General features: G+C 71.7%; 13 protein-coding genes. 10 read left to right on the top strand and 3 right to left on the bottom strand.

Features of this window, described 5'->3' with window-relative positions; all coding sequences use genetic code 11:
* Positions 1-53: 53 nt before the first annotated feature.
* The 3 genes from J8M51_RS36765 (at position 54) to disA (ending at position 4,200) form a co-directional block, all read left to right on the top strand.
* A complete protein-coding gene (locus J8M51_RS36765; RefSeq protein ID WP_086755657.1) occupies positions 54-1,439 on the top strand; it encodes an alpha/beta hydrolase in 1,386 nt (461 codons plus the stop codon).
* A gap of 145 nt (positions 1,440-1,584) precedes the next feature.
* The gene (gene radA, locus J8M51_RS36760) at positions 1,585-2,994 is read left to right on the top strand and encodes a DNA repair protein RadA (RefSeq protein ID WP_086755658.1); all 1,410 of its coding nucleotides are present in this window, start codon (positions 1,585-1,587) and stop codon (positions 2,992-2,994) included.
* 81 nt (positions 2,995-3,075) lie between these two features.
* Positions 3,076-4,200, top strand: coding sequence for a DNA integrity scanning diadenylate cyclase DisA (disA, locus tag J8M51_RS36755; RefSeq protein WP_059083951.1), 1,125 nt, complete (start codon positions 3,076-3,078; stop codon positions 4,198-4,200).
* A 191-nt stretch (positions 4,201-4,391) separates the two neighbouring features.
* Here disA and J8M51_RS36750 read toward each other — a convergent pair whose 3' ends face one another.
* On the bottom strand, positions 4,392-5,348 hold the full coding sequence (locus J8M51_RS36750) for an IS481 family transposase (RefSeq protein ID WP_267299806.1): 957 nt from the start codon (positions 5,346-5,348) through the stop codon (positions 4,392-4,394).
* A 438-nt stretch (positions 5,349-5,786) separates the two neighbouring features.
* Entirely contained in the window at positions 5,787-6,614 is an 828-nt protein-coding gene (locus J8M51_RS36745; RefSeq protein WP_216590199.1) for a hypothetical protein, read from the bottom strand.
* A gap of 332 nt (positions 6,615-6,946) precedes the next feature.
* Between J8M51_RS36745 and J8M51_RS36740 the strand changes: the two genes are divergently transcribed.
* The 6 genes from J8M51_RS36740 to cseC all read left to right on the top strand — a co-directional run bounded on the left by J8M51_RS36740 (position 6,947) and on the right by cseC (position 13,086).
* On the top strand, positions 6,947-8,002 hold the full coding sequence (locus J8M51_RS36740; RefSeq protein ID WP_267299805.1) for an LLM class flavin-dependent oxidoreductase: 1,056 nt from the start codon (positions 6,947-6,949) through the stop codon (positions 8,000-8,002).
* Between the two features lie 281 nt (positions 8,003-8,283).
* Entirely contained in the window at positions 8,284-9,201 is a 918-nt protein-coding gene (locus J8M51_RS36735) for an HhH-GPD family protein (protein WP_236067829.1), read from the top strand.
* A 335-nt stretch (positions 9,202-9,536) separates the two neighbouring features.
* On the top strand, positions 9,537-10,088 hold the full coding sequence (locus J8M51_RS36730; RefSeq protein WP_086756493.1) for a SigE family RNA polymerase sigma factor: 552 nt from the start codon (positions 9,537-9,539) through the stop codon (positions 10,086-10,088).
* Positions 10,076-10,759 (top strand): hypothetical protein, encoded by a 684-nt coding sequence (locus J8M51_RS36725; protein WP_267299804.1) that lies wholly within the window; start codon positions 10,076-10,078, stop codon positions 10,757-10,759. The genes J8M51_RS36730 and J8M51_RS36725 overlap by 13 nt, the downstream gene beginning before the upstream one ends.
* Before the next feature lie 120 nt (positions 10,760-10,879).
* A complete protein-coding gene (gene cseB, locus J8M51_RS36720) occupies positions 10,880-11,596 on the top strand; it encodes a two-component system response regulator CseB (RefSeq protein WP_267299803.1) in 717 nt (238 codons plus the stop codon).
* 23 nt (positions 11,597-11,619) lie between these two features.
* The gene (gene cseC / locus J8M51_RS36715) at positions 11,620-13,086 is read left to right on the top strand and encodes a two-component system sensor histidine kinase CseC (RefSeq protein ID WP_267299802.1); all 1,467 of its coding nucleotides are present in this window, start codon (positions 11,620-11,622) and stop codon (positions 13,084-13,086) included.
* 183 nt (positions 13,087-13,269) lie between these two features.
* Here cseC and J8M51_RS36710 read toward each other — a convergent pair whose 3' ends face one another.
* Positions 13,270-14,871 (bottom strand): MDR family MFS transporter, encoded by a 1,602-nt coding sequence (locus J8M51_RS36710; protein ID WP_267299801.1) that lies wholly within the window; start codon positions 14,869-14,871, stop codon positions 13,270-13,272.
* Between the two features lie 168 nt (positions 14,872-15,039).
* Here J8M51_RS36710 and J8M51_RS36705 point away from each other — a divergent pair, with 168 nt between their 5' ends.
* Entirely contained in the window at positions 15,040-15,669 is a 630-nt protein-coding gene (locus tag J8M51_RS36705) for a TetR/AcrR family transcriptional regulator (RefSeq protein ID WP_086761543.1), read from the top strand.
* The last annotated feature ends 7 nt before the right edge of the window (positions 15,670-15,676 follow it).

Here is a 15,676-nt window from a genome sequence, read left to right as displayed (position 1 = left end):
CATTCCCAGGGGCCAAGTTACCTCCAGGTACGCCGAGTCAGGAGCCCCCACCGATGACCGCACGCACCCGCCGCCCGTCCGCCACCCGCGCCCTCGCCGCCCTGGCGACAGCCGTGGTCCTCTCCCTGACCGGCGCCTCGGTCTCGACCGCCACCCCACTGGCGGCCGAGCCCACCGTCGAGCGCCTCGACGGCACCCTCCCCGACGGCGCCACCTGGATCGCCGACGTCCCGGCGAACTGGAACGGCACCCTCGTCGTCTTCAGCCACGGATTCGGCGTCACGACGCCCCAGAACGCGCCCCGCGAGGGCGTACGCCTGCGCCTCCTCGAAGAGGGCTACGCGCTCACCGGCTCCTCCTACGACGTGAGCGAGACCCTCTGGGCCCTGGAGAGCGCGGAACGCGACCAGGCCGCCACCATCGCGGCCGTCACCGAGAGGATCGGCGAACCCACCCGCACCCTCGCCGTCGGCCAGTCCATGGGCGGGCTGGTCAACGCGCGGCTCGCCGGGTCCGGGGCCGGCGGGATCGACGGCGCCCTGGGACTGTGCGGCCTCGTCGCCGGCGCCAACGACCTGCACTCCTACCAGCTGGACGCCGAGTACACGATCGCCCGGCTGCTGCTGCCCGACACCCCGGTGAAACTGGTGGACTTCGCCTCCGAGGCCGAGGGCGCCCTCACCGGCCGGCAACTCACCGACGCCGTGATCGCCGCGCAGAAGACCCCCGAGGGCCGCGCCCGCGTCGCCCTCGCCGCCGCCTACCTCAACCTGCCCACCTGGGCCGTCGGCAAGGAGCGCCCCACCGCGGACGACCGGGCGGAGCAGCAGGCCCAGCAGGCGTCCTGGCTGGTCCAGGGCATGCTGAACCGTGTGGAGCCCGCCCGCTACCACGTCGAGAAGGCCCTGGGCGGCAACAACTCCGGCAACAAGGGCATCGACTACGCCCGACTGCTGGCCACGTCCCAGCACGCGCCCCTGGTCAAGGCCCTGTACCGGGAGGCGGGCCTCGACCTCCGGGCCGACCTGCGGAACCTGACCGCCCACGCGGCGATCGAGGCCGACCCGGCCGCCGTCGCCGCCGGTGAGCGCACCTCCTCCGCCGGCCAGAGCCTCGCCGTCCCGCTCCTCGACATCCACACCACCGCCGACGACCTCGTCCCCGTCGAGCAGGAGAACCGCTTCGCCGACCGCGTCCGCGCCTCCGGCGACGCCGCGCTGCTCCGCCAGGCCTACGTCGAGCGCCAGGGCCACTGCGCCTTCACCACCGCCGAGACGGTCGCCGCCCTCCACGCCGTGGAGTCCCGCCTCGACACGGGCCGCTGGGGCGCCTCGGCGACTCCGGCCGCCCTCCAGTCCGCCGCCGTCGCCCTCGGCCTCGACGGCGCGGCCTACATCCCGTACCGCCCGGCGGATCTGACGATCGGCCGCCGGAAGTAGCGGAGCGAGTCGAGGGAGACCGCCCGACGCCCGCGCCCCGCCAGGGGCGCGGGGAACTGCGCGAGAAGCCCCACCGGAGCCGCGGCCGACAACGCACCCGACCCAACCCCAAGTCGCTGTCGGTGGCCTCGGTTACGGTTCGTGCATGGCTGCCCGTACGAAGACCGCGAAGGACCGGCCGTCCTACCGCTGCACCGAGTGCGGCTGGCAGACGGCCAAGTGGCTCGGCCGCTGCCCCGAGTGCCAGGCGTGGGGCACGGTCGAGGAGTACGGCACACCGGCCGTCCGCACGACGGCGCCCGGCCGCGTCACCACCTCCGCCGTCCCCATCGGCCAGGTCGACGGCCGTCAGGCCACCGCCCGCTCCACCGGCGTCCCCGAGTTGGACCGGGTCCTCGGCGGCGGTCTGGTCCCCGGCGCCGTCGTCCTCCTCGCGGGCGAGCCCGGCGTCGGCAAGTCCACCCTCCTCCTCGACGCCGCCGCCAAGTCCGCGAGCGCGGAGCATCCGACCCTGTACGTCACGGGCGAGGAGTCCGCCAGCCAGGTCCGGCTGCGCGCCGACCGCATCGGCGCCCTTCACGACCACCTCTATCTGGCCGCCGAGACCGACCTCGCCGCCGTCCTCGGCCACCTGGACGCGGTCAAGCCGGGCCTGCTGATCCTCGACTCGGTCCAGACCGTCGCCTCCCCGGAGATCGACGGCGCCCCCGGCGGCATGGCCCAGGTCCGCGAGGTCGCCGGCGCGCTGATCCGCGCGTCGAAGGAGCGGGGCATGTCGACCCTCCTGGTGGGCCATGTCACCAAGGACGGCGCGATCGCGGGGCCCCGCCTCCTGGAGCACCTCGTCGACGTGGTCCTGCACTTCGAGGGCGACCGGCACGCCCGCCTCCGTCTGGTCCGCGGCGTCAAGAACCGCTACGGCGCCACGGACGAGGTCGGCTGCTTCGAACTGCACGACGAGGGCATCACCGGCCTCACCGACCCCAGCGGTCTCTTCCTCACCCGCCGCGACGAACCCGTCCCCGGCACCTGTCTCACCGTGACCCTGGAGGGCCGCCGCCCGCTGGTCGCGGAAGTGCAGTCGCTCACAGTCGACTCGCAGCTGCCCTCCCCCCGCCGGACCACCTCCGGCCTGGAGACGTCCCGGGTCTCGATGATGCTCGCCGTCCTGGAGCAGCGCGGCCGGATCAGCGCCCTCGGCAAGCGGGACATCTACTCGGCGACGGTCGGCGGGGTGAAGCTCTCGGAGCCCGCCGCGGACCTCGCGATCGCCCTCGCCCTGGCCTCCGCGGCCAGCGACACCCCCCTGCCCAAGAACCTCGTGGCGATCGGCGAGGTGGGCCTCGCGGGCGAGGTCAGACGGGTCACCGGGGTCCAGCGCCGGCTGGCCGAAGCACACCGTCTCGGCTTCACGCACGCCCTCGTTCCGACCGATCCCGGCAAGGTTCCGCCCGGCATGAAGGTCCTGGAAGTGGCCGACATGGGAGACGCGCTCCGGGTACTGCCCCGATCGCGTCGGCGAGAGGCCCCACGGGACGAGGAGGACCGCCGGTAGACTTTGCCCAGGTCTCGCCCGTCCGTACGAACCACATGTGCGAAACGGGAGCGTCCCAGAACCTGCGACCGGAGGAGTGCAGTGGCAGCCAACGACCGGGCAGCAGCTCCCGGAAAGTCCGGTGGGAGCTCCGGTGCCGATGGCCTGATGCGCGCCTCACTGAGCGCCGTGGCCCCAGGCACGGCGCTGCGCGACGGGCTTGAACGGATTCTCCGCGGCAACACGGGCGGACTCATCGTGCTCGGCTTCGACAAGACGGTGGAGCCGATGTGCACGGGCGGTTTCGTCCTGGACGTCGAGTTCACGGCCACGCGCCTGCGTGAGCTGTGCAAGCTCGACGGCGGCATCGTGCTGTCCTCGGACCTCTCCAAGATCCTCCGGGCGGGGGTCCAGCTGGTCCCCGACCCCACGATCCCCACCGAGGAGACGGGCACCCGGCACCGCACGGCCGACCGCGTGAGCAAACAGGTCGGCTTCCCGGTCGTCTCCGTCTCCCAGTCGATGCGCCTGATCGCGCTGTACGTCGACGGGCACCGGCGCGTCCTGGAGGACTCGGCGGCGATCCTGTCCCGCGCGAACCAGGCCCTGGCGACCCTGGAGCGGTACAAGCTCCGGCTGGACGAAGTGGCCGGCACCCTCTCCGCGCTGGAGATCGAGGACCTGGTGACGGTCCGGGACGTCTCGGCGGTCGCCCAGCGCCTGGAAATGGTCCGCCGCATCGCCACCGAGATCGCCGAGTACGTGGTCGAACTGGGCACGGACGGCCGTCTGCTGGCCCTGCAGCTCGACGAGCTGATCGCGGGCGTCGAACCGGAGCGTGAACTGGTGGTCAGGGACTACGTCCCCGAGCCCACGGCCAAGCGCTCCCGCACGGTCGACGAGGCCCTCCGCGAACTCGACGCCCTCACCCACGCGGAGCTGCTCGAACTCCCCACGGTCGCCCGCGCCCTCGGCTACACCGGCTCCCCGGAGGGCATGGACTCCGCGGTCTCCCCGCGCGGCTACCGCCTCCTCGCCAAGGTGCCCCGTCTCCCCGGCGCCATCATCGACCGCCTCGTCGAACACTTCGGCGGCCTCCAGAAGCTCCTCGCCGCCAGCGTCGACGACCTCCAGACGGTCGACGGAGTGGGCGAGGCCCGAGCCCGCAGCGTCCGCGAGGGCCTGTCCCGCCTGGCGGAGTCGTCGATCCTGGAGAGGTACGTCTAGGGCCCTTCTGATGGATCTCCGTGGGAGAAGGAGCGGCGTTCGGTGCGTGCGCTCGGCGTGCGGCGTGGAGGGTCCTGTGGCGGAGCCACCTGGCCCTTCGCGCCGTGCGGCTGGAGGTCCCCCACGCCCTTGAGGCAGTGGGGGAGTGCGTGCCGGGCGTCGCGACGCCGCGGAGATCCATCAGACAGGCCCTAGGTGTATTGAGCCGCAGCGTTGTTGACGCGGGTGATGGGTGGCTGGCCGCCGAGTGCGGTGTGGCAGCGGTGGTGGTTGTAGGTGTGCAGGAAGTCTGCCAGGGCGTCGGCGCGTTCGGTGTTGCTGGTGTAGGGCCGCAGGTAGGCCCATTCGTCGAGCAGGGTGCGGTTGAAGCGTTCGACCTTGCCGTTGGTCTGCGGCCGGTAGGCGCGGGTGAGCTTGCCGGTCGCGCCGAGGTCGGCCAGCGCCTGCTGCCAGGCGAAGCTCTTGCGGTAGGGCCAGGCGTTGTCGGTCAGGACCCGCTCGATGCGGTCGATGCCCGATGCGGCGAAGAAGGCCGCGGCCCGGCGCAGGAAGGCGGCGCAGGTGTCGGCCTTCTCGTCCGGGTGGATCTCGCTGTAGGCGACGCGAGTGTGGTCGTCGACGGCGGAGTGGACGTAGTCGAAGCCCATGCCGCTGCGCGTGGTCCGGCCCGCCCGGCGGCCCAGCACCTTGTGGCCGCCGCCGTCGGGGATCCGGCCGAGCTTCTTGACGTCGACGTGGATCAGTTCGCCGGGGCGGTCGCGTTCGTAGCGGCGGATCACGGCGCCGGTGGGGCGGTCCAGCCAGGCCAGGCGGTTGAGGCCGTGGCGGGTCAGGATCCGGTGCACGGTGGAGGTGGGCAGGCCCAGGACCGGGCCGATGCGGGCCGGGCCGGGCTTGCGCTCCCGCCGCAGCCGGCACACCCGGTCCTCCGCCGTCGCCGGGGTGCGGTGCGGCGTCCGATGCGGCCTGCTCGAACGGTCAAGAAGCCCGGCCTCGCCTTCACAGCGCCAGCGGCGGATCCACTTGTGGGCCGTGGCGCGTGAGATGCCCATCTCTGCGGCCACGTGCGCCACGGGACGGCCCGAGCGGACACGTTCGACGAGCAGCCGCCTGCCGTGAACGGTCAGCCGGGCATTACGGTGGGACACGAAGACCTCCGTGCGGTGTGTTCCTAGACAGCTCCACCACATCGGAGGTCTTCGCCATGTTCAAGACCCGCCAGTGTCAACAACGCTCATGCTCAATACACCTAGGGCCTGTCTTCAAATTCCCGCCTGCCCCGCGACGCCATGCACGCACTCTCGCCGCACCGGGCCCTGACCCGAGTACGTCCAGTACGCGGGTCAGGGCCCGGCACGCCAAGAGCACGCACCTGACGCCGCGGGGCCGCCCTTCGGGCGACGACGGGAATTTGAAGACAGGCCCTAGCCCCGAACGGGCCGCAGGCCCTTCCAGGGGTGCGGGGAACGGCGCGAGAAGCCCCACCGGACGGACGCCTGGGGGGGGCAAAGGGGCGCAGCCCCTTGAGGGGATGGGACGGGCAGGGGCGGCGGGGGCGAGGAAACGCCCCACGCGAACCCGCCCCGTCAGTCCTTCTCCAGCACGAACGACGTCCGGGCCACAGCCAGCCCCGGCGCCTTCGCCTCCAGGAGATACGTCCCGGCGACAGCCGAACCCGCGGCGGGTGTAGCGCAGTTGGGCGCACTCGCGTCCCGGTTCCACTCCACGGTGTAGGTGACCCGGTCCCCGGCCGGCACCCGGAACAGCAGACTCCCCGCGGTCTCGTGGCAGTCGTCGGACGCCCAGAACGCGTCGTCCCCGTCGGCCGCCGTGATCGTCACCACCGTGTTGTCCGGCCCGAGATCAAGCTTGCAGTCCCCGCCGGAGGAGTTGCGCGCGATGAGTTCGAACGTGGGGTTCACCCCGGGCTCGTAGGCGTTGCGCACACTGCGCACGGTCAACTTCACGGCCCCGGCGGTGCAGTTGGGCAGGCTCGACCCCGCCGGCACCTGCTCACCGGAACTGCTCCCGTTCTTGCCGCCGTCGTCCGACGTGCCACCACCGGCGGCACCGGACCCACCATCGGCGCCCTCGGACCCGCCCCCGGAGCCGGAACTCGACCCCGAGCCGGACCCCGCGCTGTCGCCGCCCGCGCTCGACTCGTCGCCCGACTCGTCCCGCCCGCCCGGCGCTTGACTGATCGCGGGCCCGGACCCGGACGGCCCGGGAGTGATCGAGGGCGCGGGATTCTTGCCGTCGGACCCGCCGGCGTTGTTGTCACCGTTCCCGCCACCGCCGACGACGACCCACACGATCAGAATCGCGAGCAGACCGAGCACGGTCAGCAGAATGGCCCTCCGTCGCCAGTAGATGGTGGAGGGAAGCGGCCCGATCGGATTGCGCAGAGATCCCACGGCGCAAACTGTACGAGAGATCCGGCACTTGTCCGGCCCCACCCGCCGCCCGAAACCGCAACTTTTCCGGATCATCATTCCGGTCGTCGCCCTCATCGCCTCGGCCGGGCGCCCCATGATCGCGGTACGTGATCGAAGAGGCCGTACGAGCACGGTCCGTGACCGGAACAGGGCGACGTGCCCCGCGCCAACTCCCCCGCTCCACACATCCGTTCGGGGAACACGAGCACGTGGCCCACCCCCGGCCGGACATACTCGCCGTCTCTCCCTCCCACCCCACCTGCCACAATCGTCCCCACCACCGAAGCAGGCCGGAGGACTTGGAGAAGACGATGGACGGATCCGCGGAGCCCGACACCACCGCACCCGGGCCGAGGCCCTTGCGGAGGCTCGGGTTTCTGACCATCGGACTGTTCGACGAGGCCGACCCGCGCCGGGGCCACGAGTCGACGCTGGAGATCATCGAACTCGGCGAGCGCCTCGGCTTCGACAGCGCCTGGCTGCGCCACCGTCATCTGCAGTACGGCATCTCCTCCCCCGTCGCGGTCCTGGCGGCGGCCTCACAGCGCACGAGCCGTATCGAACTGGGCACCGCCGTCATCCCGTTGGGCTGGGAGAACCCGCTGCGGCTCGCCGAGGACCTGGCCACGGTCGACCTCCTCTCCGGCGGCCGGCTCAACCCGGGGGTCAGCGTCGGGCCGCCGATGCACTACGACACCGTCAGGGCGGCGCTCTACCCGGACACCGCCGACGCGGAGGACTTCGGCTTCGAACGGGTCGGGCGGCTGCTCGGCTTCGTCCGGGGCGAGGCGGCCACCGACTTCAGCGGCACCGAGGGCTTCGAGGTGTTCTCCGACCGGGTGCAGCCGTATTCCCCCGGGCTGGGCGCCCGTATGTGGTACGGCGGCGGCAGCCTGCGGTCGGCGCGGTGGGCCGGCCAGAACGGTATGAACTTCCTGACCAGCAGCGTGGTGAAGGCGGAGGGCGACGGCGTCGCCGTGGACTTCGCGGGGGTCCAGCTCTCCCACCTGCGGGAGTTCCGGGCGCACCACCCCGACGGGGAGCGGGCCCGGGTCTCACAGGGGCTGGTCGTCATCCCGACCGACTCGGCGACGGCGGAGCAGCGCGCCAAGTACGAGGCGTACGCGGCGCGGCGGCTGCCGCGGACCGCGGCGCCGCAGGGGCCGGGGCGGCTGCTCTTCGCGCCCGACCTGGTGGGTACGTCCGCGGAGATCGCCGAACAGCTGCACGCGCACGTCGCGTTCCGCGAGATCGACGAGGTCGCGTTCGCGTTGCCGTTCACCTTCGATCATGAGGACTACGTACAGATCCTGACGGACATCGCGACGAAGCTGGGGCCTGAACTGGGGTGGCGCGCGGCTGGCTGAGCGGGGGGCGCGGAAGGGGGTGGGTTTTCGGGTGCGTCGGCGTCTGCGGCTCCGGTGGGGCTTCTCGCGCAGTTCCCCGCGCCCCTGAAAAGCCGGGGCTGCGCCCCGTGCTTTTCAGGCCCGCGGCCCCGTGGTCTTTCAGGCTCGCGGGGGCCTGTGTCTTTCAGCGGCGCGGGGAACTGCGCGAGAAGCCCCACGCACCCGCACCCGGCAACGCACCCCAGACACCCCCCGCCAGAAGCCGCCCCCACCAGAACCCACATGGCAGGATCGACCGTGCCATGACTGCACCCACGAAGCCTCAGAGCAGCCCCACCGACGTCACCCCGACCGCACTGCACACCCCGGTGATCTCCTGGTTCGAGACGCACGCCCGTGACCTGCCCTGGCGGCGGCCGGAGGCCGGGCCATGGGGGGTGATGGTCAGCGAGTTCATGCTGCAGCAGACCCCGGTCAACCGCGTACTGCCCGTCTACGAACAGTGGTTGGCCCGCTGGCCCCGCCCCGCGGACCTCGCGAAGGAACCACCGGGCGAGGCGGTGCGCGCCTGGGGCCGCCTCGGTTACCCACGTCGCGCGCTACGGCTGCACGGCGCGGCGGTGGCCATAACGGAACGGCACGGCGGAGACGTACCCCGGGAGCACGCGCAGCTGCTCGCGCTGCCGGGGATCGGCGAGTACACGGCCGCGGCGGTGGCGTCGTTCGCGTACGGACAGCGGCACGCCGTGCTCGACACGAACGTGCGGCGGGTCTTCGCCCGCGCGGTCAGCGGCACCCAGTACCCGCCGAACGCGACCACGGCGGCCGAGCGGAAGCTGGCCCGGGCCCTGCTGCCCGAGGACGACGGGACGGCGTCCCGGTGGGCGGCCGCGTCGATGGAGCTGGGCGCGCTGGTGTGCACGGCGAAGAACGAGACGTGCGCGCGCTGCCCGATCGCCGGGCAGTGCGCGTGGCGGCTGGCCGGGAAGCCCGCGCACGAGGGTCCGGCGCGGCGCGGCCAGACGTACGCCGGTACCGACCGTCAGGTCCGCGGCAAGCTCCTCGCCGTGCTGCGGGAGGCGGTCGCGCCCGTGCCGCAGGCGGTTCTCGACCGGGTGTGGGACGAACCGGTGCAGCGCGCCCGCGCGCTCGACGGCCTGGTCTCCGACGGTCTGGTGGAACCCCTTGCGGGTGGTCTCTACCGTCTCCCCCTCACCTGACCGCACACAGCCAGCCCATCGCCGAGCCCTCACCGCACCACAGACCCGACTGCCGCCCGACGGGGTAAATCGCCTCATAGCCACCTGAAAAGGCAGCTGGTTTTACCCCGTTCCTACTTCCGTTACACAACCGACGGACAGCCGAGCGTTCTCCGCAGGCTGCTTCGGACGTCCCCGTGACAACCCCTCCGTAGCTTCATTGGCGTACCGCAGGAACCCGCGAAACGAACCAGCGGATCCGGCGGGGCGAGCGACACGAAGCACACGAGACGGCGGACAACCGGCGGAGCGCGGGGAGCGCGGGCGTCGGACACGGGGAACGGAGGCGGTTGATCATGGCGCACGGCGAGGTGCTCGAATTCGAGGAGTACGTCCGTACCCGGCAGGACGCGCTGCTGCGCAGCGCCCGCCGGCTCGTGCCGGACCCGGTGGACGCCCAGGATCTGCTGCAGACGGCGCTGGCCCGGACGTACGGCCGCTGGGACGGCATCGCGGACAAGCGCCTGGCCGACGCCTATCTGCGCCGGGTCATGATCAACACGCGGACGGAGTGGTGGCGGGCCCGGAAGCTGGAGGAGGTCCCGACCGAGCAGCTCCCGGACGCCTGCATCGAGGACTCCACCGAGCAGCACGCGGACCGCGCCCTCCTCATGGACATCATGAAGGTGCTGGCTCCCAAGCAGCGCAGTGTCGTGGTGCTGCGACACTGGGAGCAGATGTCCACGGAGGAGACGGCCGCCGCCCTCGGTATGTCGGCCGGCACCGTCAAGAGCACGCTGCACCGCGCGCTGGCCCGGCTCCGCGAGGAGCTGGAGTCGCGGGACATCGATGAGCGCGCCGCCCGTGCGCTCGAAGCGAGCGAGGAGCAGGAGCGTTGCGCGGCCTGAGCACAACGGCCGACCCCGGCCGAGCGGCCGGGCGGGCCACGAAGGCGGTGATCACGGCGGTGGCCGTGCTCGCCGCCCTCGGTCTTTCCGTCTCCGCCTGCGGTACGGGCGGCACCGGCGCCCGCGACGAGGGACCCGCCGACAGCGACTCCCTCGCGGCGGGTGCCGCCTCGCCGTCCGCCTCCGCGTCGGCCGACGGCGAGGGGGACGGCGATCACCCGAGCGTCGACGACATCGTCCGGATGGTCCGCGCGGACCCGGAGGTCAGCAAGGCGGTCAAGAGCGACCTCAGGCCGTGCGTGGCGGACGAGTACCCGGTGGACGTGACGTACGGGGATCTGACCGGGGGCGCGTCCGACGACCTCGTGGTCAATGTGATGACGTGCGCGGACGCCGTCGGTGTGGCCTCGTACGTGTACCGCGCGGAGAAGGGCGGGTACCGGAGCGTGTTCCTCTCCGAACAGCCGCCCGTCTACGCGGAGATCGACCGGGGCGATCTGCTGGTCACCCGGCAGCTGTACGAGAATGGCGACCCGTCGTCGTATCCGTCCAGCGAGGAAGTGACCACCTATCGGTGGCTCAAGGACGCCTTCGCCGAGCGGGCCAGCACGCGCACCGAGTACAGCACCGCGGTGGGCGGCGCGGAGTCGGCGACGCCGGGAACGGGCTGACGCCCACCCCGCACCCCACCCCCACCCGGTGCCCCACCTCACCGCCCCGTACCAGCCCCCTACCGCCCCGCACCAGCCCCGTACCGGCCCACCCCGACCGAGAGCGAGCGAGATCACCGGATGGCAGAGCAGACCCATGTCCTGTTCGTCGAGGACGACGATGTCATCCGCGAGGCCACCCAACTCGCTCTGGAGCGGGACGGTTTCGCGGTCACGGCCATGCCCGACGGACTGTCGGGGCTGGAGGCGTTCCGCGCGGACCGGCCCGACATCGCGCTCCTCGACGTCATGGTCCCCGGCCTGGACGGGGTCTCCCTGTGCCGCCGTATCCGTGACGAGTCGACCGTCCCCGTGATCATGCTCTCGGCGCGCGCCGACTCCATCGATGTGGTGCTGGGCCTGGAGGCGGGCGCCGACGACTACGTGACCAAGCCGTTCGACGGTGCCGTCCTGGTCGCCCGGATCCGCGCGGTGCTGCGCCGCTTCGGCCACGCGAGCGGCGGCGACGCCAAGGCCGAGGAGTCCGGGGCCGCGGGCACCGGCGGGGTGCTCACCTTCGGCGCATTCGACGAACTGGTGATCGACACCGTGGGTATGGAGGTACGGAAGTCCGGGGAGCCGGTGGCCCTGACACCGACCGAGATGCGTCTGCTGCTGGAGTTCTCCTCCGCCCCCGGCACGGTCCTCTCCCGCGACAAGCTGCTCGAACGCGTGTGGGACTACGGCTGGGGCGGCGACACCCGGGTCGTCGATGTCCATGTGCAGCGGCTGCGCGCCAAGATCGGCCAGGACCGGATCGAGACGGTCCGCGGTTTCGGCTACAAGCTCAAGGCCTGAGCGGGCGGGGCGACGACATGAACATGAGCATGAGGGGGATACGAGGGCGGCGCGAGCCCTCGCGTCCGGGCACCACCGGCCCCGGTACGGCGAGCACGGCACCCGCGGCCGACGACCGGTCCGGCACGGGGTCCCTCCCCGGGTCCGCCCCGGGCCTCCGGCCCGCGTCGGGCATCCGTACCGGCCTGCGCTGGCAGCTGAGCGCGGCGATCGCCCTGGTCGGCGCGCTGGTGGCGGTCGCGCTGAGCCTGGTCGTGCACAACGCGGCCCGGGTCTCGATGCTCGACAACTCGCGCGACCTCGCCGACGAGCGCATCCAGGTCGCCCAGCGCATGTACGAGTCGGGCCGCCCGCTGAAGTCCGGCGCCTTCGGGGTGAAGATCGACGACCCCGAGATCCCGAGGGACCTGCTCAACAAGGTCAGGGAGGGCCGCCGGGCCACCTATGTGTCCGAGGGCGCGAACGGGGTGCCCGACATCTGGGCGGCGGTCCCGCTGAAGGACAAGAGAGTCCTCTCCCTGCACACCGACTTCACCGACCACAGCTCCGCGGTGATGCGCGACCTCGACCAGGCCCTGCTGATCGGCTCGATCGCGGTGGTCTTCGGCGGCTCGGCCCTCGGGGTGCTCATCGGCGGCCAGATGTCCCGTCGGCTGCGCAAGGCGGCGGCCGCCGCGCACGAGGTCGCCAAGGGCGAGTCCGACGTACGGGTGCAGGACGCGATCGGTGGTGTCGTCCGCGACGAGACCGCCGAACTGGCGCGGGCCGTGGACGCCATGGCCGACACCCTCCGGCAGCGCATCGAGGCGGAGCGCCGGGTGACGGCGGACATCGCGCACGAGCTGCGCACCCCGGTGACCGGCCTGCTGACGGCGGCGGAACTGCTGCCGCCGGGCCGCCCCTCCGAACTGGTCCGCGACCGGGCCCAGGCGATGCGCACGCTCGTCGAGGACGTCCTGGAGGTGGCCCGGCTCGACGGGGCGTCCGAGCGGGCGGAGTTGCAGGACATCATGCTGGGCGAGTTCGTGGCCCGGCGGGTGGCGGCGAAGGACGCGGACGCGCGTGTACAGATCGTGCACGAGTCGGCGGTCACCACGGACCCCCGCCGTCTCGAACGCGTCCTGCTGAATCTGCTGGCCAACGCGGCGAAGCACGGCCGGCCGCCGATCGACGTGTCCGTCGAGGGCCGGGTGATCCGGGTCCGCGACCACGGCCCCGGCTTCCCGGAGGACCTGCTCGCGGACGGGCCCCGCCGCTTCCGCACCGGGGCCTCCGACCGGGCCGGCCAGGGCCACGGCCTCGGCCTCACCATCGCCGCCGGCCAGGCCCGTGTCCTCGGCGCCCGCCTCACCTTCCGCAACATCCGCCCGCCCGGCGCCCCGCACACCGTCCCCGCCGAGGGCGCCGTGGCCGTCCTCTGGCTCCCCGAACACGCCCCCACGAACACCGGCAGCTACCCGATGTTGCCGATGGGCAACGAGGGGGTGTGACGGGGGTCGGTCATTCGCGTGCGGGTCCGGTGGGGGCTGGTCGCGCAGTTCCCCGCGCCCCTGAAAAGCAGGGGCTGCGCCCCTCGCTTTTCGGCCTGAAAGGGCCGTAGGCCCTTAAGGGGCGCGGGGAACTGCGCGACCAGCCCCCACCGGACCCGCCGACGAACCGCGCCCCACTCCCCCTCAGGCGCGCACCATGTCCCCGGCCTCCGCCTTGCCAGATGCCTCCGCCGCAGAAGGCCCCCCGGCCCCCCGCAACGGCACCTCCCTCACGAACACCGCAGCCACCAACGCCACCACGGACACCACCGCCCCCAGCAAAAACGCCGAGTGCGTCCCGGAAGCCACCGCGTACTGATACGCCTCCCGAGCCGCCGCAGGCAACTTCGCCAGACTCGCGGCATCCAGCTGCGCGGACCGCTCGGTCACCGCCGACCCCAGCGCCCCGGCCCGCTCGCTCATCACGTCCTGCACCCGGCTGTTGAAGAGGGCTCCCATGATCGCGACCCCGAAGGACGACCCCAGCGTCCGGGCGAGCGTGGTGGTCGAGGACGCGACCCCCATGTCCTTCATCTCGACACTGTTCTGCGCGACCAGCATGGTGATCTGCATCAGACACCCCATGCCGGCGCCCAGCACGGCCATGAACAGCCCGGACGTCACCCGGCTCGTCCCGGTGTCCATCTGCGACAGCAGGAACAGCCCCACGATCATCAGGACGCTCCCGACGACCGGGAAGACCTTGTAACGGCCGCTCCCCGTGGTCACCCGCCCGGCCACCATCGACACCGCGAGCATCGCCCCCAGCATCGGCAGCAGCAACAGCCCGGAGTTGGTCGCGGACGCGCCCTGCACGGACTGCTGGAACAGCGGCAGGAACAGCACCGCGCCGAACATCACGAACCCGGTGAAGAACCCGATCACGGACATCAGCGTGAAGTTCCGGCTGCGGAAGATGTGCAGCGGGATCACCGGCTCCGCCACCCGCTTCTGCACGAACAGGAACCCGACCAGCGCGGCCACCCCGAGCGCGATCAGCTCCATGATGACGGCCGACCCCCAGGCGTAATCGGTCCCGCCCCACGTCGTGACCAGCACGATCGCCGTGATGCCGACGGTCAGCAGCGCCGCGCCGAGATAGTCGATGTCCCGCGCCGACCGCCCGTCCCGCGCCGGCTTCGGCAGATGCAGTACGGCGCTGACGGCGATCAGCGCCACGACGCCGAGCGGCAGGTTGATGTAGAAGGACCAGCGCCAGCCCCAGTGGTCGGTGATGGACCCGCCGACCAGCGGCCCGGCGATCATGGCGAGGGCCATCACTCCGGCCATCATCCCCTGGTACTTGCCGCGTTCCCGGGGCGGTATCAGATCGCCGATGATCGCCATGACGCCGACCATCAGCCCGCCGGCGCCGAGCCCCTGGATCGCGCGGAACCCGATGAGCTGCCCCATGTCCTGGGCCATCCCGCTCAGCGCCGACCCGATCAGGAAGATCACGATCGAGGTCATGAAGACCCGCTTGCGCCCGTAGAGGTCGCCGAGCTTGCCCCAGATCGGAGTGGAGGCGGCGGTCGCCAGGGTGTACGCGGTGACGACCCACGACAGGTGTTCGAGTCCGCCCAGCTCGCCCACGATCGTCGGCATCGCGGTGCCGATGATCATGTTGTCGAGCATCGCCAGCAGCATGGCGATCATGAGCGCGAGCAGCACCACCCGCACACTGCGCGGCTGCGGCCCGTCCGCCTCGGCCCCACCGCTCACTTCGTTCTTCTTCTCCGCATCCATCGCGGTCCTCCACTCCCCCCGGAGCATCCGAGCACTTACTTGCCGACCGGCTAGTTGTCTACACTTAGGGAAGCTAGGTCTCTAACTAGCCGGGCGTCAAGTAAGTTCAGCGGGCTTGGCCGAGCCTTGACCGACCCAGGCCATCCGTGACGGCGAGGAGATACGAGGATGAGCGACCCGACAGTGGACGCGACACACACGACGGAGGCGGCGGACGCGGCTCCGAGGCGGCAGCGTCGCGGCAACACCCGTCAGCGCATCCAGGACGTCGCCCTCGAACTCTTCGCCGAACAGGGGTACGAGAAGACCTCACTGCGGGAGATCGCCGAACGCCTCGACGTGACGAAGGCGGCGCTCTACTACCACTTCAAGACCAAGGAAGACATCCTCATCGGCCTCTTCCAGGACCTGCAGCGCCCGATCGACGAGCTGATCGAATGGGCCGGCGCCCAGCCCCGCACGCTCGACACCAAGCGGGAGATCCTGCGCCGCTACAGCGTGGCCCTCGCCGACGTGGCCCCCCTCTTCCGCTTCATGCAGGAGAACCAGGCGACGGTGCGCGAGCTGAGCGTCGGGGAGACGTTCAAGGACCGCATGATCCGGCTGATCGACACGATCAAGGAGCCGGACGCCGCCCTGACCGACCAGGTCCGCTGCATGAGCGCCCTGTTCACCATGCACGCCGGGATGTTCGTCCTCCGGGACGTCGAAGGCGACCCCGAGGAGAAGCGCGAGGCCGTCCTGGAGGTCGCGATCGATCTGGTGACCCAGGCACACACGGGCACCCAGAACTCTTGAATGCCCG

The organism is Streptomyces griseiscabiei, assembly GCF_020010925.1.
GTDB classification, from domain to species: domain Bacteria; phylum Actinomycetota; class Actinomycetes; order Streptomycetales; family Streptomycetaceae; genus Streptomyces; species Streptomyces griseiscabiei.
Note: the sequence above shows the minus strand (reverse complement) of the source record. Positions and strands in the feature narration are given on the sequence as shown.

Excerpts from the sequence above, each read along its gene's own strand:
- J8M51_RS36730 (WP_086756493.1), top strand. The coding sequence starts at position 9,537 with ATGGCGCACGGCGAGGTGCTCGAATTCGAGGAGTACGTCCGTACCCGG.
- J8M51_RS36735 (WP_236067829.1), top strand. The coding sequence starts at position 8,284 with ATGACTGCACCCACGAAGCCTCAGAGCAGCCCCACCGACGTCACCCCG.
- cseB (WP_267299803.1), top strand. The coding sequence starts at position 10,880 with ATGGCAGAGCAGACCCATGTCCTGTTCGTCGAGGACGACGATGTCATC.
- cseC (WP_267299802.1), top strand. The coding sequence starts at position 11,620 with ATGAGCATGAGGGGGATACGAGGGCGGCGCGAGCCCTCGCGTCCGGGC.
- radA (WP_086755658.1), top strand. The coding sequence starts at position 1,585 with ATGGCTGCCCGTACGAAGACCGCGAAGGACCGGCCGTCCTACCGCTGC.
- J8M51_RS36765 (WP_086755657.1), top strand. The coding sequence starts at position 54 with ATGACCGCACGCACCCGCCGCCCGTCCGCCACCCGCGCCCTCGCCGCC.
- J8M51_RS36710 (WP_267299801.1), bottom strand. The coding sequence starts at position 14,871 with ATGGATGCGGAGAAGAAGAACGAAGTGAGCGGTGGGGCCGAGGCGGAC.
- J8M51_RS36705 (WP_086761543.1), top strand. The coding sequence starts at position 15,040 with ATGAGCGACCCGACAGTGGACGCGACACACACGACGGAGGCGGCGGAC.
- J8M51_RS36740 (WP_267299805.1), top strand. The coding sequence starts at position 6,947 with ATGGACGGATCCGCGGAGCCCGACACCACCGCACCCGGGCCGAGGCCC.